Consider the following 21,701-nt stretch of genomic DNA (forward strand, 5'->3'; position numbering starts at 1 on the left):
GTATTTAACCCGGCACTTCTCATGGAATACAACATATTGATGTGATGAATCTCTCATTTCAACGATACCAACTGGACAATAAGTTATCGCGTGTGTTAGTTATTTAATCACGCAAGAGAACAGATTTAATTTAAAAAAGTTAAACCTTTCTCACTTTGCTAAAAAATTGCATTGATAATGCTTTGGAATCCCGAACCATTATCAAAAGGGTATGTGAACAGAAAGCCCTCAGAGACGCGAGTCTCTGAGGGCTTTTTTTTGTTTTTTTATCTCAGGAGTAAATAAATGTCTAAAGAACGTCGTCTCGCAAGAATATTCGCAAAAGATGGTAAATCCGTGACCTTAGCGCTGGATGGCTACTATTTTTCCACGAAAACAAATGGTATTGATAATACGATAAATCAGCTCCCTGCTCTGGTGGAACACGGCCTGGATTGTGCGCTCGTCACGTACGGCATGTTGAAGAATTATCGGGAAGCATTAAACAGCGTTCCCGTTGTCTTACGCGTCGACAGCACGGTCAGTATCTTTGACAATACCGTTCCCGATACTACCCCCGTTTTTTCCGTCGAAGATGCGCTTAAAGTCGCTGCCGAGGGCGTGGTCTGCATGACCTTCCCCGGCGCCTTCAATGAAGAAAAAACCCACATTATGGCGATGCAACTCGCGCAGGCAGCGGATCGCTGGAACGTACCGCTGATTGTCGAATCGCTCCCGTATGGTTATCCCGTCACCAGCGATGATTCTAACAATCCGGCCATCATCGCTGCATCGGCCCGCGCAGCGGTGGAGCTGGGCGCGGACGTCATCAAAACGCGTTTTACCGGTTCACCAGAGGACCGACTGATCGTTGAAGCTGCTGGCGTGCCGGTGCTTGCCTTAGGAGGGCCAAAAACCGGCATCGACGGTTACTTCAAATTTGTTCAGCACTGTATGCAGATGGGTGCGAAAGGCGTGGCTGTGGGACGAAACATTACCCAGGATCCGCAGCCGGCGAAAGTGGTAGCAGGCCTGAATGCCATCATCCATGAAAACGCAACAGCGGAAGATGCATACAGCCTCTACATGGCTAAATAACATCGGAAATTAATATGATTTCGAATAACACCATCATCCCTTCCATCAGGAAGTATAAATACTTTGAAAAAGCATTATCCTGCCAGTCAGAATATGTGCTGCTATCCGAAGCGAATATCGGCAATCTGCAGTCGCTGATTGGCAAATGCCATCAAAGCGGTAAGAAGGTCCTCGTTCACCTTGAATTACTGGGCGGCTTTAAACCGGATCAGGCGGGGATCAATCTGCTGAAAAATTATTACAAGGTTGATGGTGTTATTTCTTCCAATCTCTCCGCGCTACGCTACGCCAAAAAGGAGGGATTGCTGACCGTATATCGGGTTTTACTTATCGATTCGCGATCGCTTGATCAGTCGCTCGATATTGTTAAACACAGTCCACCGGACGCAATTGAAATCTTACCTGCTGAATATGCCTGCCAGTGTCTGGAGTTGATTAGCCGAAATTTGAAAGGCTTTGATGTGGTATTCATCGCCGGAGGCTTTGTTAAGCGCAAATACCTTGTAGATAAAATATTCCATGCCGGATTTAAAGGGATAACCACCAGCGAGCCCGGCTTATGGTAACCAATAAGGAGTCCACGCGAATGAAAGATGAATACGTCATGGGCATCGACAATGGTGGAACCGTCACCAAGGCAGCCATCTATGACCGTAAAGGACAGGTGCTCGCCATCGCCTCAAAATCCACACAGATGCTGACACCCAGGGAATTCCACACAGAGCGCAGTATCGATGAGCTGTGGGCCGCTAATGTCGAAGTGATTAAAAAAGCGATTGCGCAATCAGGTATCGACGCCAGCCAGATAAAAGGAGTGGCCGTCACCGGTCATGGTAACGGTCTGTATCTGGTCGACGAAGAAGGTCACCCGGTGCGTAACGGCATTATATCCACCGATAGCCGGGCAAAAGAGTACGTTGAGAGATGGCAACGCTCGCCAGAATTCCTTACCGACATTTTGCCAAAAACAATGCAGTCCATCTGGGCCGGACAACCTGTCGCCCTGCTGGCATGGCTGAAGGAGTTCGAGCCCGAGACGCTGCAAAAAGCGCGTTATATTTTTATGGTCAAGGACCTGATCCGTTTTTACCTGACCGGAGAGGCTTTTCTTGAGCTGACCGATATCTCAGGGACCAACCTGATCAACGTACGTGACTGCCAGTATGACGATGAACTACTGGCATGGTGGGGACTTGATGAACTGCGGGACAAATTGCCCCCCATCAAACGCTCAACAGAATGCTGCGGAAAAATCACTGACGACGTGGCCCGTCTGACCGGTTTATGCGCAGGTACGCCGGTTTCTGGCGGGGTGTTTGATATCTCGGCCTCTTCCATTGCCTCGGGGATTAACAGTCTCGATAAGATGGCGATCGTCACCGGCACCTGGAGCATAAACGAATACGTTACCGACCACCCGGTTATTGATAAAGATCTGTTTATGACCTCCATTTATCCCATTGAAGGTAAATGGCTCATCACCGAGGCCAGCCCCACCTCCGCGAGCAACCTGGAGTGGTTTATTAACAACTTTATGGAGAGCGATCGGAAAACCTCCGCCGAACAAGGATCGTCGGTCTATGACCTGTGCAATAAGCTGGTTTCATCAACGACGCCGGATGAAAGTCACCTGCTGTTCTTTCCGTTCGTGTTTGGCTCTAACACCATTCCCGACGCCTCGGCCGGCTTTATCGGTGTCAACAGTTTCCATAAAAAAGCCCATTTTCTGCGGGCGATTTATGAGGGCGTGGCCTTCAGCCATCTCTACCACACCGAGCGCTTACGCAATATTAACCCGAAGTTAAGCCGCACTATTCGTATTGCTGGCGGCGTCACGAACTCCCCGGTCTGGCTGCAGATATTCGCCGATATCTTCCAGGCCACGCTGGAAATCGTTGACGTCAAAGAGCACGGGACCCTGGGTACCGCGATGACCGCCGCCGTTATGGTGGGCTGGTTTGCAGAGGTATTTGCGGCCTCAAACGACATGGTCCATGTCTCACGCACCGTCTCCCCTAATCCGGAAAACCACCGGGTCTACCAGACCAAATACCAGCTTTATAAAAACCTGTTATCAGAAATGCAGTCGCCGTGGAAAAGCTGCAGCAACTACATCGCGCACTAAGTGAGGAAAAAATGGATCTGAATTTAACGAATCGTACGGCCATCGTGACAGGCGGCGCAACCGGCCTGGGGAAAGAGTTTGTTCTTTCTCTCGCCAAAGAAGGCGTCAATATCTGCTTTACCTATATGCGTGAGGAAGAGCATCCCGAACGGCTGATCGAAACGGTGAAGGCCAGCGCGAACGTAGAGATCATCGCGGTCAAAACCGATCTCTCTGACGAGCAGAGCCGGGAAAATCTGTTTGCCACCTGTATCGACAGACTGGGCAAAGCCGACATTCTGGTGAATAACGCCGGGATCTGGCTGAGCGGCTACGTCACCGAGATCAGCCCGCAGGACTGGGATTTGGTGATGAATGTCAATCTGAAAGCCATCTTCCATCTCAGCCAGCTGTTTGTAAATCACTGCCTGCAGCATGACCAGATGGGCAGCATTCTGAATATTACCTCGCAGGCCGCGTTCCACGGCTCCACGACGGGACATGCGCACTACGCGGCAAGTAAGGCCGGCCTGGTCGCCTTTGCTATCTCTCTGGCGCGGGAAGTCGCCAAACAAAAAATCAATGTGAACAATATCGCCGTCGGGATCATGGATACTGCGATGATCCGTAAGAACATTGAGCAAAACCCTGACTATTACGTCAGTCGTATTCCGGTGGGCCGCGTGGCCCAGCCGCAAGAAATTGCCGACATCGGAGTCTTCATGGTTTCTCCTAAGACCAGCTATATGACGGGAGCAACTCTGGACGTTACCGGCGGTATGTTGATGCGTTAATCTAGGGAGAATCATTATGAAATGTCTGGCAATTGCCGATCTGTTTATCAATGCAGCGATGATGGAATCAGGCCTGAAAGCGCTCAGGGATAAGGGAATTGAAGTGGAAATACGCGAGTGGTCACATGACTCCGTTGAGAAACTTCAGGAAGATAATCTGCGGGTTGAACAGGAAGGAGCAGAAGCGGTGGCCTTACCGGAAGCGCTGCTTCAGGGAACGGATGATATTGACATCCTGATCACTCAGTTTGCCCCCGTCAATACTGCGGTGTTCGATAAACTACCAAAGCTGAAATATGTAGGCGTGCTCCGCGGTGGCGTGGAAAACGTGAATCTTCAGGTGGCGAACGCCCGGGGCGTTGAGGTGATAAACACACCGGGGCGTAACGCTCGCAGCGTCGCCGAATTCACGGTCGGCATGATCCTGGCGGAAATGCGCAATATCGCCCGTTCACACGATGCCCTGCGTGACAAATACTGGCGTAAAGACAGTCCGAACCATCAGGCGATCCCGGAACTTGGCGGAAAAGTCGTGGGGCTGGTTGGCCTCGGTCATATTGCCCAACTGGTCGCGGGATTTCTCAGCGGCTTTGGCACGGAGATTATCTTTTACGATAAGTACGTTGCAGGCCATGAACGTTATGAGAAAGTCGATTCTCTGGACGAACTGGTACAACGCGCCGACGTTATCTCGTTACATGCTCGCCTGACGCCGGAAACCGAAAATCTGATTAACGCACACCATTTCGCGCTGATGAAGCGCAGTGCCATCATTGTTAACACGGCACGCTCCGGGTTAATCAATGAAAAAGAGATGATTGATGCGCTCAGATCCGGGCAAATCATGGGCGCCGCGCTTGATACCTTTGATGACGAGCCACTCCCTGACGACAGTGCATTCTATACACTGAATAACGTGACCATTACGCCGCATATTGCCGGGAGTACCATTGACGCATTCAGTAATTCGCCCAAACTCTTCGCTGAGATCCTTTTAAAGAAACTCAGTTAAATACTAAAAGAACCATTAAAGGTATTAACAGGGCCCAATGGGCACGGGTTAACTCGTGCCCAATTCGCCCGCCTTTTAAGGAATCATTATGGATATTATCAACAGCATTATTAGTCTGGGGGCATCAGTAATGATGCCAGTAATATTCTTTATTATCGCGCTTTGCTTTGGTGTTAAAATCGGTACGGCATTTAAAGCAGGAATGCTGGTAGGCATTGGTTTTGAAGGGGTGGGGCTGGTGATTGGCCTGCTGCTGACAAATCTGGGCCCCGCATCGCAGGCGATGGTTGAGCGTATCGGCCTGCAGTTAACGGTCGTTGATACCGGTTGGCCTACCGCATCGACCATTGGCTGGGGTTCGCCACTGATGCTGCCCGTCGTGGTGGGCTTTATCGTCATCAACCTGGCTATGCTTCTGTTGAAATTAACCAAAACGGTGAATATCGATATTTTTAACTACTGGATTTTCCTGATCATGGGGTCTGTGGTCTATGCCGGAACGGGAAATTACTGGCTTTCGGTCGGTATTACATTCGCTATTTTTGTGTTGACGCTATTGGCGGCAGATTTAACGGCTCCATATTTACAAAAAAACTATAATCTTAAAGGGATATCATTCCCACATCTTACCTGTATAGCTTACGTGCCGTTTGGCATTGCCTGTAATTACATCATTGATAAGATCCCGCTTATCAATAAAATCAATTTCGATCCGGAAAGTATTAATAAAAAATTCGGCGTTTTTGGCGAGCCTCTTACCCTGGGATTTGTGCTGGGACTGCTGTTGGCCTTCCTGGCGGGATATGACGTTTCTGCTGCCGTTTCACTGGCCATTAAGGTTTCAGCCGCCATGCTGCTACTGCCTAAAATGATTGAAATTCTGGTGCAGGGATTGTTGATTGTCCGTGATGCCGCTGAAGCAAAACTGAAGGCTAAATTCCCGGGGCGCGATTTTTACATCGGGATGGATACGGCGTTACTGATCGGTGAACCTTCGGTACTGGCGACCGGTCTGCTGTTAATCCCTATGGCTGTGGTGCTGTCTATCATTCTGCCCGGCAACCGCGTACTGCCCTTTGTCGATCTGGCTTCATTAATGTTCCTGCTGGCAATGGTCACGCCGTTCTGTAAACGAAATATGTTCCGCATGTTCATAACCGGAACCCTGATCGTGACCTGCATCCTGTATGTCGGGACGGACATTTCGCAAGAATACACTCAGGCGGCGGTGAACTCGCATATTCCAGTGCCGGAAGGGATGGCCGAGATCACCAATATCGTCGGCGGCGCCACGACGCCTGTCGGCTGGCTGGCAGTCAAGTTTGGCGAGTTTTTTAGCGCCACACCTTAGTACAAGACCACACAAGTAAACAGAGGGCAAACTGCTGCCCTCTGTTTCTTCCTCTTATACTGTGCACTGAATAGCTGGCTCAGCTACGCCCCTGGTTTGAACATCTGACCAGCGCGTCCGCCCCCTGCGCGGCGAGGTGGTTCATTTCTTTTGTGCCCCCTCACGTTTTCAACCCAACCTGCTATGCTCCTTCTTTCATTATTCTCTGGAGATCCCGATGTTGACCATCTGGGGCCGAAAAACCTCCTCTAACGTGCAGGCGCTGATGTGGTGTGTTGGCGAGCTTGGGTTGGACTATCTCCGGTTCGACGTGGGGCATCGCTATGGCGGTACCGACAGCGAGGCGTTTTATCAGCTCAATCCCAATCGTACGGTGCCAGTGCTGCAGGATGACGAAAATCCGCCGCTGTGGGAAACCGGCGCGATCCTTCGCTATTTAGCCAGTCGCTACGCCGACGACGCCTTCTGGCCGGGCGAACTGCTGGCTCGTACTGAGGTTGATCGCTGGGCCGAGTGGTCAAAGCAGAATATCGCCCTCGGCTTTACGGCGCCGGTGTTCTGGCGCGTGGTGCGCACGCCCGCCGCCGAGCGGGATCCGCAGGCCATCGCCGCGGCGGTGACGGCCCTGGAGCAAAAGCTGGCGATTGCCGAGGCACGTCTCGCCGGCAGTCGCTATCTGGTGGGCGATACCTTCACCCTGGCCGATATCCAGTTTGGTCATGTGCTGTACCGCTACTTTGCCATCGATATCACCCGTCGTCCCCTCCCCCACCTTGCGGCGTATTATGCACGGCTAACCGCACGGCCCGCCTTTCGCCAGCACGTCATGGTCAGCTACGACGAGCTGAAGGTCTGAAAATGGTCGGTAGCGCCTCCTGACGCTACCGACATACCGGTTAACGCGCCATCAGGACAAACACGCCCCAGCCGAGATATTCCCGGGTCCAGGTGACGTGGTGTAGCGGCGCAGTGGTCAACTGCTGGCGAACCTCCGGCGCGAAGTCATCGTGCGGATTGGCCTCCAGCCAGCGGCGCATCGTCAGCCATTTCGCCGCTTCATAACGATCCCAGCCCTCCTGGTCGGCCAGTACCATCTCCACCACGTCATAGCCCAGTTCGCCAAAGTGAGCGACCAGCGCCGGCAGCGTCAGGAAGTCATCGGGTGACTGCGCGCCGCAGGCAACCGCCTCTTCCGCCGTGGCGGGGCGTTTGCGCCACCATGGCTCGCCGATAAGCAGCATGCCGCCTGGGTTAAGACTCTGCTTCAGTAGCGCAATCGTGCCTGCCACTCCGCCGCCGATCCACGTTGCCCCCACGCAGGCGGCAATATCGCACGGCTGACTGGCGACATACCCGCTGGCATCCTGGTGTATGAAAGTCACCCGGTCGCTCACCCCGAGCGCTTCTGCCCGGGCGGCCGCCTGCTGACTGAATAGCAGACTCATGTCCACCCCGGTGCCGACGATCTGATGATCGCGCGCCCAGCTACAGAGCATCTCGCCGGAGCCGCTGCCGAGGTCAAGAATGGTGGTGCCCGGCGCCATTCGCAGCGCCCGTCCCAGCGTGGCGTACTTTTCCGGGGTAAAAGGGTTATGAATACGGTGTTCGCTTTCACTGATAGTAAAAATGCGAGGGATATCGATCATGGGTGTTTCTCCTTGAGAGCCATACGCCCGGGCAGCGACCCTGCCCGGGTCGCTGTATCAGCGGTTGTCCGCCTGTGCGCGAACGTTATTCAAACCGGTGGTGTTGATCCGGTACGGCTGGCCATTCACCGACTTAATCAGCTTTTTGGTTTTGAGCTTTTTGAAGACCGCGAGGGTACAGTCGCTCAGCAACAGCCCTTCCCGGGTGTAGCATTCGACGGCGGTAATGCGGCCGGAGGTATCGCGGACGTGCGCAATACGGCCATCTTTGGCGAGTACGTGTAAGGTCCGTTGTTCCTGACGGGATAAATTCATACTGAAACCTGTTCATTATCATGTGCGAAAACATGCCTACACCCGCAGGTGTGTGCGTAAGGTTTAAGCGCAGCGATAATCAGTCCGGCCTGGGCAGGTCGGGAAGCTGATTATCTGATAATGACATTCTCCAGCATCGAAGCCTCGGTGAGCATTGAAAGGTATTTACCGGCTGAATATTAACACCTTCATCTGGTAAGGGTATTGTGCAGATTAAAAACTGTGACCGGTATTACGATTTCCCGTCAGCCTACCCCCCATTTTTTGCGCTATCCGCCGCTCGCTCTGCTCCTCAACTTTCACCACCACCTTATCCCCCTCCCGCATTGTTAAATAATTGTTGTCAGATCACAAAATGGAAACAAAAAGGCCATTTCGTACGCATTTTATAAAAATGTAGATATTTTTAATTTATGGCTACGAAATGAACATCACCCTGACCTTACAGCGAGGAACGATCCTGATGAACGCCCTGACCGCAGTAAAACCGACACCCGCGCCGTTAGCCCAGCAATACCCTGGCTTTACCGTCTCCCCTTCCGCCCAGTCGCCGCGCCTGCTGGAGCTCACCTTTTCCGCGGACACCACCACCCAGTTTCTGCAGCAGGTCGAGCAGTGGCCGGTGCAGGCGCTGGAGTACAAATCTTTCTTACGCTTCCAGGTGGGCAAGATCCTCGACGATCTGTGCGGCAACCAGCTGCAGCCGCTGCTGATCAAAACATTGCTCGATCGCGCGGAAGGCGCGCTGCTGATCAACGGCGAAGGGATCGATAACGTCAGCCAGGCCGAAGAGATGGTCAAGCTGGCCACCGCCGTCGCCCACCTGATTGGCCGTTCCAACTTCGACGCCATGAGCGGCCAGTATTACGCCCGCTTCGTGGTGAAAAACGTCGATAATTCCGACAGCTACCTGCGCCAGCCGCACCGGGTGATGGAGCTGCACAACGACGGTACCTACGTCGAAGAGCAAACCGACTACGTGCTGATGATGAAGATCGACGAGCAGAACATGCAGGGCGGTAATTCCCTGCTGCTGCATCTCGACGACTGGGAGCACCTCGACGAATTCTTCCGCGACCCGCTCGCCCGCCGCCCGATGCGCTGGGCCGCGCCGCCGAGCAAAAACGTCAGCAAAGATGTTTTCCACCCGGTGTTCGACGTCGACCAGCTGGGTCGCCCGGTGATGCGCTATATCGACCAGTTCGTCCAGCCGAAAGATTTCGAAGAAGGCACCTGGCTGAGCCGCCTCTCCGACGCGCTGGAGACCAGCAAAAACATTCTTTCTATACCGGTGCCGGTAGGCAAATTTCTGTTGATTAACAACCTGTTCTGGCTGCACGGCCGCGACCGCTTTACGCCGCACCCGGACCTGCGCCGCGAGCTGATGCGCCAGCGCGGCTACTTTGCGTATTCCACGAATCATTACCAGACTCATCAATAAGGGTTTTCAGGCGAAGGAATTGAGCGGATGTATGATTTCGTGATTATCGGCGGCGGCATCATCGGCATGTCGACCGCCATGCAGTTAATTGAGATTTACCCGGACGCCCGCATTGCGCTGCTGGAAAAAGAGCCCGGCCCGGCCTGCCATCAGACCGGCCACAACAGCGGCGTGATCCACGCCGGGGTGTATTACACCCCCGGCAGCCTCAAGGCGCAGTTTTGCCTCGCCGGCAACCGCGCTACCAAGGCCTTTTGCGAGCAGAACGGCATCCGCTATGACGTCTGCGGCAAGATGCTGGTCGCCACCTCGCCGCTGGAGATGGAGCGGATGCGCGCCCTGTGGGATCGCACCGCCGCCAACGGCCTGCAGCGGGAATGGCTGAGCGCCGGGGAGCTGCGCGAGCGCGAACCGAACATAACCGGGCTCGGCGGGATATTCGTCCCTTCCAGCGGCATCGTCAGCTACCGCGACGTGGCGGCGGCGATGGCGAAGAACTTCGAATCGAAAGGCGGCGCCATCGTCTACAACGCCGAAGTCAGCGCCCTGAAAGAACACGCCAGCGGCGTGGTGATCCGTACCCGTCAGGGCGGTGAGTATGAGGCCTCGACGCTGATTACCTGCTCCGGGCTGATGGCCGATCGGCTGGTGAAAATGCTCGGCGTCGATCCCGGGTTTATCATCTGCCCGTTCCGCGGGGAATATTTCCAGCTTGCCCCGCAGCACAATCAGATCGTCAACCATCTGATCTATCCGATCCCCGATCCGGCGATGCCGTTCCTCGGCGTCCACCTGACCCGCATGATCGACGGCAGCGTCACCGTCGGCCCCAACGCCGTGCTGGCCCTGAAGCGCGAAGGCTATCGCAAGCGTGATATCTCGCTGGCCGATACCCTGGAGATCCTCACCTCGCCCGGCATCCGCCGGGTGCTGCAAAACAACCTGCGCTCCGGACTGGGCGAAATGAAGAATTCGCTGTGCAGAAGCGGCTATCTGCGGCTGGTGCAGAAATACTGCCCGAGCCTGACGCTCAGCGATTTACGCCCGTGGCCGGCCGGCGTGCGGGCGCAGGCGGTGTCGCCGCAGGGCAAACTGATCGACGATTTTCTCTTTGTCACCACCGCGCGTTCCATTCACACCTGTAACGCGCCGTCGCCGGCGGCGACGTCGGCTATCCCGATCGGCGCGCATATCGTCAGCAAGGTGCAGACCCTGCTGGCCAGCCAGAGCAATCCCGGACGCACGCTGCGTGCGGCACGTAGCGTGGAGACACTACACGCCGCTTTTACCCGTTAACCCCCTGAAGACAGGAAGCGATTATGCAACTCAACGATATGACTCTGTTTCGCCAGCAGGCGCTGATTGATGGTCAGTGGCGCGATGCGCCCAACGGCGACGTGATTGCGGTGACCAACCCGGCCAACGGCGAGCAGCTCGGCAGCGTGCCGAAAATGGGCGCCGACGAAACCCGACAAGCGATCGAGGCCGCTAACCGCGCCCTTCCCGCCTGGCGTGCCCTCACCGCCAAAGAGCGGGCGAACATTCTGCGCCGCTGGTTCGATCTTATGATGGAGAATCAGGACGATCTCGCTCGTCTGATGACCCTCGAGCAGGGGAAACCGCTGGCGGAAGCCAAAGGTGAAATCAGCTACGCCGCCTCCTTTATTGAGTGGTTCGCCGAAGAAGGTAAGCGCATTTACGGCGACACCATTCCTGGCCACCAGGCCGACAAGCGCCTGCTGGTGATTAAGCAGCCCATCGGCGTTACCGCCGCCATCACCCCGTGGAACTTCCCGGCGGCGATGATCACCCGCAAAGCGGGCCCGGCGCTGGCTGCGGGCTGCACCATGGTCCTGAAACCGGCCAGCCAGACGCCGTTTTCCGCGCTGGCGCTGGCCGAACTGGCCAATCGCGCCGGGATCCCCGCCGGGGTGTTCAACGTCGTCACCGGCTCAGCCGGCGCGGTCGGCGGCGAACTGACCAGTAACCCGCTGGTGCGCAAGCTCTCCTTTACCGGCTCGACCGAGATTGGCCGCCAGCTGATGGAGCAGTGCGCGAAAGACATCAAAAAAGTCTCCCTGGAGCTGGGCGGCAACGCGCCGTTTATCGTCTTCGACGATGCCGACCTCGACAAAGCCGTCGAGGGGGCGCTGGCGTCGAAGTTCCGCAACGCCGGGCAGACCTGCGTTTGCGCCAACCGCCTGTACGTCCAGGATGGGGTATATGACCGTTTCGCCGAGAAGCTGCAGCAGGCGGTGGAAAAACTGCGCATTGGCGACGGCCTGCAGGACGGGGTCACCACCGGCCCGCTGATCGACGAGAAAGCAGTCGCCAAAGTTGAAGAACACATTGCCGACGCCATCGCCAAAGGCGCGAAGGTGGTCACCGGCGGCAAACCGCACGCCCTGGGCGGCAACTTCTTCCAGCCGACCATCCTGGTCAACGTTCCCGACAGCGCCAAAGTGGCGAAAGAGGAGACCTTCGGCCCGCTGGCCCCGCTGTTCCGCTTTAAAGATGAAGCCGACGTCATTGCCCAGGCCAACGATACCGAGTTCGGCCTCGCCGCCTATTTCTACGCCCGCGATCTGAGCCGCGTGTTCCGCGTCGGCGAAGCGCTGGAGTACGGCATCATCGGCATCAATACCGGCATTATCTCCACCGAAGTCGCCCCGTTCGGCGGCGTTAAGGCCTCCGGCCTCGGCCGCGAAGGGTCGAAGTACGGTATCGAAGACTACTTAGAAATCAAATACATGTGTATTGGCCTTTAACAGGAGTGTCGGATGAACAGCAATAAAGCATTAATGGCGCGTCGCAGCGACGCGGTCCCGCGCGGCGTCGGCCAGATCCATCCTATCTTCGCCGAGCGCGCGGAGAACTGCCGGGTGTGGGACGTCGAAGGGCGGGAATATCTCGATTTTGCCGGCGGTATCGCGGTGCTCAATACCGGCCACCTGCATCCGCAGATTGTCGCCGCCGTGGAGGACCAGCTGAAAAAGCTGTCCCATACCTGCTTCCAGGTGCTGGCCTACGAGCCCTACCTGGCGCTGTGCGAAAAGATGAACCAGAAGGTGCCAGGTGATTTCGCCAAGAAAACCCTGCTGGTCACCACCGGGTCGGAAGCGGTGGAGAACGCGGTGAAGATCGCCCGCGCGGCAACCGGGCGCAGCGGCGCTATCGCCTTCACCGGCGCCTATCACGGCCGTACCCACTACACCCTGTCGCTGACCGGCAAAGTGAACCCTTACTCCGCCGGTATGGGCTTAATGCCGGGCCACGTCTATCGCGCCCTCTACCCGTGCGCGCTGCACGGCGTCAGCGATGACGAGGCGATCGCCAGCATCCATCGCATCTTCAAAAACGATGCCGCGCCGGAAGATATCGCCGCCATCATTATCGAGCCGGTGCAGGGTGAAGGCGGATTCTATGCCGCCTCCCCGGCCTTTATGCAGCGCCTGCGCGCCCTGTGCGACGAGCACGGCATTATGCTCATCGCCGATGAGGTTCAGAGCGGCGCGGGCCGCACCGGTACCCTGTTCGCCATGGAGCAGATGGGCGTCGCGGCGGATATCACCACCTTCGCCAAATCCATCGCCGGCGGTTTCCCGCTGGCGGGCGTCACCGGCCGCGCGGAAGTGATGGACGCCATCTCCCCCGGCGGACTGGGCGGCACCTACGCTGGCAACCCCATCGCCTGCACCGCCGCCCTGGCGGTATTGCAGATTTTCGAGCAGGAAAACCTGCTGGAAAAAGCCAACCAGCTCGGCGATACCCTGCGCCAGGGCCTGCTGGCGATCGCTGAAAATCATCCGGAGATCGGCGATGTCCGCGGTCTGGGAGCGATGATCGCCATCGAGCTGTTTGAAGAGGGCGACCACAGCAGACCGAATGCAAGACTCACGGCGGATATCGTCGCCCGCGCGCGCGACAAAGGCCTGATCCTGCTCTCCTGCGGGCCGTACTACAACGTACTGCGCATCCTGGTGCCACTGACCATCGAAGAGGCGCAGATCGAGCAGGGGCTGAAGATCATCGCCGACTGCTTTACCGAGGCGAAACAGGCATAAAACAACAGATATGCGGACACGAAGTACGTTAGTAAGGGAATGAAGACGAGACCTGCAAAACAATAATTATACGCGTGCCCCGGCGCGGGAATGTCGGGGCGCTCTCCCAGGTGACACACTTCGAGAGGGTAAATGATGGGGCAACTGTCGCAATCACAGGATTTAGGGGCGGGACTGAAGTCGCGCCACGTCACAATGTTATCTATCGCCGGGGTGATCGGCGCGAGTTTATTTGTCGGATCCAGCGTCGCCATTGCCGAGGCGGGCCCGGCGGTGCTGCTGGCCTATCTGTTTGCCGGGCTGCTGGTGGTGATGATTATGCGTATGCTGGCCGAAATGGCGGTCGCCACGCCGGATACCGGCTCCTTTTCCACCTACGCCGATAAAGCCATCGGCCGCTGGGCGGGGTATACCATCGGCTGGCTGTACTGGTGGTTTTGGGTCCTGGTTATTCCGCTGGAAGCCAATATCGCGGCGATTATTTTGCATTCATGGGTGCCGGGCGTCCCGGTGTGGTTGTTCTCCCTGGTCATCACCCTCGCCCTCACCGGCAGTAACCTGCTGAGCGTCAAAAACTACGGCGAATTCGAGTTCTGGCTGGCGCTGTGCAAAGTGGTCGCTATTCTGGCGTTTATCGTACTTGGCGCGGTCGCCATTACCGGTTTTTATCCCTATGCCGAGGTGAGCGGCATTTCGCGGCTGTGGGATCACGGCGGCTTTATGCCCAACGGCTTCGGCGCGGTGCTCAGCGCGATGCTGATCACCATGTTCTCGTTTATGGGCGCGGAGATTGTCACCATTGCCGCCGCCGAATCAGATACTCCGGATAAACATATCGTGCGCGCCACCAACTCGGTGATCTGGCGTATCTCTATTTTTTATCTGTGCTCGATCTTTATCGTCGTCGCCCTCATCCCGTGGAATATGCCGGGGCTGAAGAGCATCGGCTCCTACCGCTCGGTGCTCGAGCTGCTGCATATTCCCTATGCCAAGCTGATTATGGACGGCGTGATCCTCCTGTCGGTCACCAGCTGTCTGAACTCGGCGCTGTATACCGCTTCGCGGATGCTCTACTCCCTGAGCCGTCGCGGCGATGCGCCGGCCATCATGGGGCGGACCAACCGCAGCAAAACGCCGTACGTGGCGGTGCTGCTCTCCACCGGCGCGGCATTCCTCACCGTGGTGGTGAACTACTACGCGCCTGCCAAGGTGTTTAAATTCCTCATCGACAGCTCCGGCGCCATAGCCCTGCTGGTCTATCTGGTGATCGCCGTTTCGCAACTGCGGATGCGCAAAATCCTTCAGGCGCAAGGCGGCGAGATCCGTCTCAGAATGTGGCTCTATCCGTATCTGACCTGGCTGGTGATCGCCTTTATCACCTTCGTGTTGGTGGTGATGCTGTTCCGTCCGGCGCAGCAGCTGGAGGTGATCTCTACCGGCCTGTTAGCATTGGGAATTATTTGTACGGTACCGATTATGTCGCGCTGGAAAAAGCTGGTATTGTGGCAAAAACTGCCGCTGCAAAATACGCGTTAACCCTCTTCCCGGCGCCCGCCGGGAAGAGTATTCAGGAGTAAGAACATGACCGCCATTTCCCAGGCGACGGCCATTGACGGGTACCGTTGGTTAAAAAACGACATCATCCGCGGGGTCTACCAACCCGATGAGAAGCTGCGGATGAGCCTGTTGACCTCGCGCTATGCCCTGGGGGTCGGTCCGCTGCGCGAGGCGCTTTCGCAGCTGGTGGCCGAGCGGCTGGTGACGGTGGTCAATCAGAAAGGCTATCGGGTAGCGCCCATGTCGGAACAGGAGCTTCTCGATATCTTCGACGCGCGCGCCAACATGGAAGCCATGCTGGTGCGCCTCGCCATTGAGCGCGGCGGCGATGAGTGGGAAGCCGAGCTGCTGGCTCGCGCCCATCTGCTCAACAAGCTGGAGTCGTGCGAAGCGAGTGAGCACTTACTCGATGAATGGGACCAGCGCCATCAGGCATTTCACACCGCCATCGTCGCCGGCTGCGGTTCGCAGTATCTGCTGCAGATGCGCGAACGGCTGTTCGACCTGGCGGCCCGCTACCGCTTCATCTGGCTGCGCACCACTGTGCTGTCGGTGGAGATGCTGGAAGATAAGCATGTCCAGCATCAGACTCTGGTGGACGCTATTCTGGCGCGCGACGCTGAACAGGCCAGCGCGCTGATGCGCGAGCACTTACTGACTCCGATCCCGATTATTCAGCAGGCGATGGCCGGCAAGCTGCAGCCGCAGGTAGTGTGAGTCAGGCGGTGGAGATTGCTACTCTGGCCGCAGCCAGGAAGGTTTCACTTTCTCAACCGACGTTCCTGGATTGCATAAACATTGGAATATGCCCCATAAATAGTGCAAAACAGTGCAATATCCATGGTTATTTTATTCATTGATAAATCTATATATTTTTAACTATCACGTCGACAACCTATAACATTTCATCTATAGTTACAGGAAGTTTATTCAAAATCATGTCAATAAATAATTTTTCTATATCTCAACTAAATATTAAGAAAACGTTATTTAATTGGCGATAAAATGAGCGAAAAATGACAGATAGCAAAATTAAAATTTATAGCACACGCTATAGCAACATAATGAAATTGCTGGATTTTTTCTCCGTTAACATCTTTATCTACGTCTATCTTATCGTTCTTAACCTTGTTCCTACCCCTTCTTCTATATTACTTGGGATTATTTATTCATTAATATTTATACGTACCAACGAGTATTTTCAGCTCTATTCTGGACAAATGAAAGGTAGATACTTGTCCATTCTCGTGAAGCTGTTTATAAGCGCGTGTCTGGGAGGCTTGCTATCTTTCCTATTGATCGTTATCGCTGAACAACTTGCCAGTCGCCCCCTGTCGATTCACCACCTGGTATTAGCCAAAACCATTGCACTATGCTCGGTTGCTGTTTTCATCAGCATGTTTTTCATCCGTGTTGTGACCAGTCGCTATTTCTTTAAGAGCAAACGCAGGGTCGCCATTCTGGGCATAACGCCAGCAGGGCTGGCTATCCTGCAGGAATTGCATAAAGAATTCTCAGCTGAAGGTATCGACATTCGTTTCTATGAGGACCGGGCGGTGCAACGCGACAGCCGCCTTATCAATATTGATAAGGCGGGTAACTCACGAGATCTGCTGGCGCTGGCAAAAAAAGGTGAGGTAGATGAAGTTTACATTGCGCTGCCAATGGTGGCCCAACAGCGTATTCGCCAGTTTTTGAACGAATTTTCCGATACCACGGTGGATGTTTTTCTGGTGCCGGATCTTTTCTCGTACAGTGCACACATTTCCCAGTTACGCATGTTTGGCAACATTCAAACTATCAGTATTTTCACCTCACCGTTTGAAGGTGAAGGCGCGGTACTCAAGCGTATTGAAGATATTATTCTTGGTCTCTTTTTTACCTTGCTTAGCCTTCCGGTGATGCTGTTTGTGGCGATAGGTATTAAGCTCACTTCGCCAGGACCAGTGTTGTTTAAACAAAACCGCTACGGTCTCAACGGTAAACAGATCCAGGTGTGGAAATTTCGAACCATGCGGGTGATGGAGAACAGCGCGGTGGTCACGCAAGCCACGCGTAACGATCCACGAATCACCAAATTCGGCGCTTTTTTGCGGAAAACCTCACTTGATGAACTGCCCCAGTTTATTAATGTCCTGCAAGGACGAATGTCTATTGTCGGCCCGCGTCCACATGCCGTCGCACATAACGAGCAGTATCGCGTACTCGTCGAGAACTACATGATTCGCCATAAAGTTAAGCCTGGCATTACCGGGCTGGCGCAAATTAATGGTTTTCGCGGCGAAACAGATACACTCGATAAAATGGAAAAACGTATCCAGTTTGATCTGCAATATATTCAGTCGTGGTCACTGTTACTGGATTTAAAAATCATCTTTCTGACTTTCTTCCGTGGCTTTGTGGGCAAAAATGCGTTCTAAAGGGGTGGCTCTAACGGTGTTGCTTTATATACCCTGGGTCCATGCCGACCTGCAGGGGAAAGCGCATACCGGTATTGCTGGTATCGATTTCGAGAGCCAGCTAGGCTATGACATCGGTTACAACGACAACGTGACCTGGCAGCGCTATGGCCAGAATAGAATAGGATCCAGCTACCAGAACATAAAGCCGATCGTTAAAGCCATTGGTGAACGCTATGAAGACCGCTATCTGCTGATGTACTCCGGCGATTACCGCAACTATGCCAACGATAGCGCGGATAATCGTAATAACCATTTTTTTATGTTCAATGGCAAATGGCGCTTCGGCAAAATGCATGGCCTCTCGCTGGATCTTGATGAGACGTTAGGCCACGAAGAACGCGGTCAGGATACGACCGAAGGCTTTTTGCCCGAGCAGTTTAAAGAGTTTGGTATCAAAAAACCTATCGGCACCCGTTTTTTCAACAGCGAGCTACGCTACAGCTATGGCGCCCCGGAGGGACGCGGTAAAGTGGAGGTCGCGTTACTGCGTAAGCAGTTGCGCTTTCGCGACCTTGATAGTATTAAAGCGGCCAGCGATGACTTTGATTACTACATGCACGACCAGGAATGGAATGAAAACAGCCTGGTGGCAGAGCTGTTCGATCAGAAAGCGAAAACGCTGCGCTACCGCTATAGCTTTATCACAAACCAGCGCCGTTACGAGCTCAACCCGCTAAAAGACAGCAATGAATATTATCTACTGTTTGGCATGAAAAACCGCCTGTCGGGAAAAACCGAGATCAATGGTAACGTTGCCTGGCTGTACAAAGACTTTATCCATAACCCGGACTCCCAGGGTTTCAACGGCCTGAACTGGGATATCACCGCCGACTGGAAACCGCTGGAGCAGATGAAGTTTAACTTACACAGCTCGCAGCGCATTAAGGATCCGACCGACTCCGGGGGCTACATTCTGGTATCTAATTTTGGCGTTGGCTATGAACATCACTGGCTGGTGGATCGATTCTCAACCCTGGTCGATTATTCATATATCACTGAAGACTATAAGCATCAGAGCAATAAACGCAAAGACCAGAGCAATCTTCTGTCGCTGACTTTTAACTACGATTTCCGTCCCTCGATTAACTTTAAGCTGAAGCTGCAGTGGAACACCATGCATTCAAATAAAGATACGGATACTTTTTATATTGGCCCTGACTACTCGCATGCGGTTGACCGCACCCTGGGCTACGACGATTCGGCCATTATTTTTATGACGCAGGTACAGATATGATCCTTTTCAATAAAAAACTGGCGATGCTTCCGCTGCTTGCACTACTGCTGGCTGGCTGCTCCACGCCGCCGCAGACGATCAAAACGCCACCGGATGCTGTCTATCTTCTCGACCAGGGCGATGAAATCAATATTGCCGTTTCCGGGGAGCAGGATCTGACCATGCGGGTAAAAATAGACAACAGCGGCAGCATTGATTACCCCTATATCGGATCGCTGCTGTTAAAAGGCAAAACGCCTGAACAGGTGAGCAATGAAATCGCCGATAAGCTGCGCGGCAATTATCTGCAGGCGCCGATGGTCACCGTGAGCATCGCTGAATACCGCAAGATTTATTTACTGGGGGAAGTGAAAAAACCCGACGGCTACGCCTGGGAGCCGGGCTTAACGGCGGAAAAGGCCATCGCCCTGGCGGGTGGTTTCACCGATCGCGCCGACCGTCATGATATTCGTATTCGACAGGCCCACGGCGGTAAGCTGTTGGAAAACGTCGCCGCCGACTCCTCCGTTCAGGCTGGAGACACTATCATTATTGGCATGAGTTTCTTCTGATATGGCAATTTCATTGGTCGAAAATGCAAAAAAGAAAGAGGGCTTTATCGACTTTGCGCCCTATTTCAACAAAATTAAGCACAAGCTGATCTGGTGCCTGGTAGTGGTTATTGTTGCCGCGGTGGCATCATTTATCCTGACGCGCTTTATGTCCTCAAGCTATACAGCGACTGCTACCGTGCTGTTTAAAGCGCAATCACAAGACATTTCTCCCCTTCCGCGGCTTGAAAACTACGACTCCACGCGCAGCGATTACTATGAAACCAAGTACGCGCTCATGGGTTCACGAGTAGTACTTGATGCCGCCGTGCGCAAATTAAAGCTGTATCAGGACGCGGAATTTAACGGCGGTGATAAGCTCGACGAAGCCACACGCATCCATAATGCCATTCAGGCGCTGGAAAGAGGCCTGACAATATCGGGGGTACGTACTACCCAACTGGTATCCGTGTCGATGGAAGCAAAATCGCCGCAAAAGGCTGCCGATATCGCTAACGGCGTTGCCCAGGCCTTTATCGATTACAGCCTACAACAGAAGCAAAACACCTTGCTTCAGGCCCAGGGCTGGAACGAAAAAATGATGGACGACCTTAAGCACAAAATGGATCAGCAAAAGGCGGACATCGACAACTTCCTTAAGCAGAATGGATTGCTGACGTTCCGCAGCATGGATGGCTATGAGACCGAGCGCATGGGAATCGTCATTAACCATCTTGCCGACGCCACCCAGCGTCGCCTGAAGGCTCAGACGGTGTGGGATAAAGTTCGTCGCGAGCAGGGTAAACCAGTAGAGCAGATTATCTCACTGCCGGAAATATCCGGGCACCCACAAATACAGGACTTACGGATTGCGCTTATTCAGACCCGGCGTAATCTTTCTGAAGCGGCTAAGCATTATGGGCCGCAACATCCAAAATATTTGCAGGCTCAAGCCCAGTTGCAGGCGGTCAACGTACAGCTAGGCCAGGTACTGGGGGAGCTTTTTAACGGCCTGCGCCAGCAGTATCAAATCGCTCTCGACGATGAGCAGCATTACCAGAAATTGCTTAACGACCAGAAGGCGAACTTTCAGGCACTTGGTGCTAAGCGCGACCAGTATAACACTATGACCACCGCGCTGAATAAAACTGAAGAGTTGTATAAATCCCTGTATCAGCGCGCCAACGAACAGAAATTATCAGAGAGTTTTTCAGTGCCGGATGAGGTCATTTATGACGCCGCGGTGCCGCCGGACCGCCCCTCAAAACCACAGCGTGGTTTGCTGATCGTGATGATCACCATGATGGCCCTCGCGCTGTATATCATGTACCTGATCGTCAGTACCGCCCTGGATAAATCAGTCAACAGCCTCAGCGAGCTGAAAGCGAAAACTGGGCTCAAAGCCAGTGGAGAATTCCCGCGTCTGACGCAACTGGAGAGTGTGAAGCAGGTTTCCCATAACGTCCTTTATGCCGACATGATCCACAGCCTGCGGCTGGCATTGCTTAATCAGCGCGACAAACCCGCTACCATTCTGGTGACCTCGGTGCAATCTCAGTCCGGCAGTTCGCTAATCTCAGAACTTCTCGCCTGGTCTGCCAGTAAATCGCGTAAAACGCTGCTGATTGATCTCGACTATCAAACTGCTCAGGGCCTGTCCGCGAAGTATCCGCAGCACAAAAAAGGCTTCAGCCAGCTGCTCAATAATTGTTGTACGCCAGAACAGGCAATCGTCAAGCTCGATGAGCAACTGGATTTTATGCCGCGCGGCGATCTTCAGGAATCATCGCTGCTGCTGCTGACCGCCCAGCGCTTGCCTGATCTACTGGCCAATCTGCATCAGAGTTACGATACGCTGATCATCGACACCCCGGCACTCAGCCAGGCACAGGATAGCTTGCTGCTGGCGGCGCAGAGCGATATCTGTCTGCTGGTAGTGAAAGCCGGCGAGCAGGCGGCACGCATCCGCGAAGCGGAGCATCGTCTGCAAGGTACAGGCGAGCTCCTGGTGGCGAGCGTACTCAACCAGGTTCAGGAAGAGCAGCTGGAAACGCAGGAAGGAAAGCGTCTGCTCGATCGCCAGATGCGCGAACTCATTTCCCCGAAATAGCGCC

19 protein-coding genes are annotated in these 21,701 nt (G+C 54.3%); 17 read left to right on the forward strand and 2 right to left on the reverse strand.

Annotated features, from left to right (window positions below; genetic code table 11):
* The first annotated feature begins 285 nt into the window (after nt 1-285).
* The 7 genes from ACLH1I_RS09590 to ACLH1I_RS09620 all read left to right on the forward strand — a co-directional run bounded on the left by ACLH1I_RS09590 (nt 286) and on the right by ACLH1I_RS09620 (nt 7,194).
* The gene (locus ACLH1I_RS09590) at nt 286-1,077 is read left to right on the forward strand and encodes a class I fructose-bisphosphate aldolase (protein WP_032455606.1); all 792 of its coding nucleotides are present in this window, start codon (nt 286-288) and stop codon (nt 1,075-1,077) included.
* Nucleotides 1,078-1,091: 14 nt separating this feature from the next.
* On the forward strand, nt 1,092-1,643 hold the full coding sequence (locus ACLH1I_RS09595) for a glycerol-3-phosphate responsive antiterminator (protein ID WP_002889866.1): 552 nt from the start codon (nt 1,092-1,094) through the stop codon (nt 1,641-1,643).
* A 20-nt stretch (nt 1,644-1,663) separates the two neighbouring features.
* On the forward strand, nt 1,664-3,202 hold the full coding sequence (locus ACLH1I_RS09600) for an FGGY-family carbohydrate kinase (protein WP_040215249.1): 1,539 nt from the start codon (nt 1,664-1,666) through the stop codon (nt 3,200-3,202).
* 11 nt (nt 3,203-3,213) lie between these two features.
* The gene (locus tag ACLH1I_RS09605; protein WP_004204674.1) at nt 3,214-3,975 is read left to right on the forward strand and encodes an SDR family NAD(P)-dependent oxidoreductase; all 762 of its coding nucleotides are present in this window, start codon (nt 3,214-3,216) and stop codon (nt 3,973-3,975) included.
* A 16-nt stretch (nt 3,976-3,991) separates the two neighbouring features.
* On the forward strand, nt 3,992-4,987 hold the full coding sequence (locus tag ACLH1I_RS09610) for a 2-hydroxyacid dehydrogenase (RefSeq protein ID WP_048294211.1): 996 nt from the start codon (nt 3,992-3,994) through the stop codon (nt 4,985-4,987).
* A gap of 88 nt (nt 4,988-5,075) precedes the next feature.
* Nucleotides 5,076-6,338, forward strand: a complete 1,263-nt coding sequence (locus tag ACLH1I_RS09615; RefSeq protein WP_004204671.1) for a PTS galactitol transporter subunit IIC — start codon at nt 5,076-5,078, stop codon at nt 6,336-6,338.
* Between the two features lie 217 nt (nt 6,339-6,555).
* Nucleotides 6,556-7,194, forward strand: coding sequence for a glutathione S-transferase family protein (locus ACLH1I_RS09620; RefSeq protein ID WP_048323085.1), 639 nt, complete (start codon nt 6,556-6,558; stop codon nt 7,192-7,194).
* A gap of 40 nt (nt 7,195-7,234) precedes the next feature.
* Here ACLH1I_RS09620 and ACLH1I_RS09625 read toward each other — a convergent pair whose 3' ends face one another.
* Together ACLH1I_RS09625 and ACLH1I_RS09630 are read right to left on the reverse strand one after the other, a co-directional pair.
* Complete coding sequence (locus ACLH1I_RS09625) at nt 7,235-7,984, reverse strand: SAM-dependent methyltransferase (protein WP_017901319.1); 750 nt, start codon at nt 7,982-7,984, stop codon at nt 7,235-7,237.
* Between the two features lie 57 nt (nt 7,985-8,041).
* Entirely contained in the window at nt 8,042-8,299 is a 258-nt protein-coding gene (locus ACLH1I_RS09630) for a YjhX family toxin (RefSeq protein ID WP_151628452.1), read from the reverse strand.
* Nucleotides 8,300-8,762: 463 nt separating this feature from the next.
* Between ACLH1I_RS09630 and glaH the strand changes: the two genes are divergently transcribed.
* From glaH to ACLH1I_RS09680, 10 genes are all read left to right on the forward strand, one after another.
* Nucleotides 8,763-9,740, forward strand: a complete 978-nt coding sequence (gene glaH, locus ACLH1I_RS09635; protein WP_004204667.1) for a glutarate dioxygenase GlaH — start codon at nt 8,763-8,765, stop codon at nt 9,738-9,740.
* 27 nt (nt 9,741-9,767) lie between these two features.
* The gene (gene lhgO / locus ACLH1I_RS09640; RefSeq protein WP_130946059.1) at nt 9,768-11,036 is read left to right on the forward strand and encodes an L-2-hydroxyglutarate oxidase; all 1,269 of its coding nucleotides are present in this window, start codon (nt 9,768-9,770) and stop codon (nt 11,034-11,036) included.
* Between the two features lie 23 nt (nt 11,037-11,059).
* Entirely contained in the window at nt 11,060-12,508 is a 1,449-nt protein-coding gene (gabD, locus tag ACLH1I_RS09645; protein WP_004204664.1) for an NADP-dependent succinate-semialdehyde dehydrogenase, read from the forward strand.
* Between the two features lie 12 nt (nt 12,509-12,520).
* Nucleotides 12,521-13,804 carry a 4-aminobutyrate--2-oxoglutarate transaminase gene (gabT, locus tag ACLH1I_RS09650; protein ID WP_151628451.1) on the forward strand — a complete coding sequence of 428 codons (1,284 nt, stop codon included), beginning with the start codon at nt 12,521-12,523 and terminating at the stop codon, nt 13,802-13,804.
* 135 nt (nt 13,805-13,939) lie between these two features.
* Complete coding sequence (gene gabP, locus ACLH1I_RS09655; RefSeq protein WP_004204661.1) at nt 13,940-15,340, forward strand: GABA permease; 1,401 nt, start codon at nt 13,940-13,942, stop codon at nt 15,338-15,340.
* Between the two features lie 45 nt (nt 15,341-15,385).
* Entirely contained in the window at nt 15,386-16,078 is a 693-nt protein-coding gene (gene csiR / locus ACLH1I_RS09660) for a DNA-binding transcriptional regulator CsiR (RefSeq protein ID WP_004204660.1), read from the forward strand.
* Nucleotides 16,079-16,377: 299 nt separating this feature from the next.
* Entirely contained in the window at nt 16,378-17,781 is a 1,404-nt protein-coding gene (locus ACLH1I_RS09665; RefSeq protein ID WP_023319801.1) for an undecaprenyl-phosphate glucose phosphotransferase, read from the forward strand.
* Nucleotides 17,771-19,057: an outer membrane beta-barrel protein gene (locus tag ACLH1I_RS09670; RefSeq protein WP_032426060.1), complete on the forward strand. Its 1,287-nt coding sequence runs from the start codon at nt 17,771-17,773 to the stop codon at nt 19,055-19,057. Before ACLH1I_RS09665 ends, ACLH1I_RS09670 begins: the two co-directional genes overlap by 11 nt.
* Entirely contained in the window at nt 19,054-19,608 is a 555-nt protein-coding gene (locus ACLH1I_RS09675; RefSeq protein WP_004204655.1) for a polysaccharide biosynthesis/export family protein, read from the forward strand. Before ACLH1I_RS09670 ends, ACLH1I_RS09675 begins: the two co-directional genes overlap by 4 nt.
* Nucleotide 19,609: 1 nt before the next feature.
* Entirely contained in the window at nt 19,610-21,697 is a 2,088-nt protein-coding gene (locus ACLH1I_RS09680) for a GumC family protein (protein ID WP_080935961.1), read from the forward strand.
* Nucleotides 21,698-21,701 lie beyond the last annotated feature (4 nt).

Source organism: Klebsiella sp. 1SOBk10mer, assembly GCF_046602535.1.
GTDB classification, from domain to species: domain Bacteria; phylum Pseudomonadota; class Gammaproteobacteria; order Enterobacterales; family Enterobacteriaceae; genus Klebsiella; species Klebsiella quasipneumoniae.

Coding starts and splice junctions, on each gene's coding strand:
- ACLH1I_RS09590 (WP_032455606.1), top strand. CDS start 286: ATGTCTAAAGAACGTCGTCTCGCAAGAATATTCGCAAAAGATGGTAAA.
- ACLH1I_RS09595 (WP_002889866.1), top strand. CDS start 1,092: ATGATTTCGAATAACACCATCATCCCTTCCATCAGGAAGTATAAATAC.
- ACLH1I_RS09600 (WP_040215249.1), top strand. CDS start 1,664: ATGAAAGATGAATACGTCATGGGCATCGACAATGGTGGAACCGTCACC.
- ACLH1I_RS09605 (WP_004204674.1), top strand. CDS start 3,214: ATGGATCTGAATTTAACGAATCGTACGGCCATCGTGACAGGCGGCGCA.
- ACLH1I_RS09610 (WP_048294211.1), top strand. CDS start 3,992: ATGAAATGTCTGGCAATTGCCGATCTGTTTATCAATGCAGCGATGATG.
- ACLH1I_RS09615 (WP_004204671.1), top strand. CDS start 5,076: ATGGATATTATCAACAGCATTATTAGTCTGGGGGCATCAGTAATGATG.
- ACLH1I_RS09620 (WP_048323085.1), top strand. CDS start 6,556: ATGTTGACCATCTGGGGCCGAAAAACCTCCTCTAACGTGCAGGCGCTG.
- ACLH1I_RS09625 (WP_017901319.1), bottom strand. CDS start 7,984: ATGATCGATATCCCTCGCATTTTTACTATCAGTGAAAGCGAACACCGT.
- ACLH1I_RS09630 (WP_151628452.1), bottom strand. CDS start 8,299: ATGAATTTATCCCGTCAGGAACAACGGACCTTACACGTACTCGCCAAA.
- glaH (WP_004204667.1), top strand. CDS start 8,763: ATGAACGCCCTGACCGCAGTAAAACCGACACCCGCGCCGTTAGCCCAG.
- lhgO (WP_130946059.1), top strand. CDS start 9,768: ATGTATGATTTCGTGATTATCGGCGGCGGCATCATCGGCATGTCGACC.
- gabD (WP_004204664.1), top strand. CDS start 11,060: ATGCAACTCAACGATATGACTCTGTTTCGCCAGCAGGCGCTGATTGAT.
- gabT (WP_151628451.1), top strand. CDS start 12,521: ATGAACAGCAATAAAGCATTAATGGCGCGTCGCAGCGACGCGGTCCCG.
- gabP (WP_004204661.1), top strand. CDS start 13,940: ATGGGGCAACTGTCGCAATCACAGGATTTAGGGGCGGGACTGAAGTCG.
- csiR (WP_004204660.1), top strand. CDS start 15,386: ATGACCGCCATTTCCCAGGCGACGGCCATTGACGGGTACCGTTGGTTA.
- ACLH1I_RS09665 (WP_023319801.1), top strand. CDS start 16,378: ATGACAGATAGCAAAATTAAAATTTATAGCACACGCTATAGCAACATA.
- ACLH1I_RS09670 (WP_032426060.1), top strand. CDS start 17,771: ATGCGTTCTAAAGGGGTGGCTCTAACGGTGTTGCTTTATATACCCTGG.
- ACLH1I_RS09675 (WP_004204655.1), top strand. CDS start 19,054: ATGATCCTTTTCAATAAAAAACTGGCGATGCTTCCGCTGCTTGCACTA.
- ACLH1I_RS09680 (WP_080935961.1), top strand. CDS start 19,610: ATGGCAATTTCATTGGTCGAAAATGCAAAAAAGAAAGAGGGCTTTATC.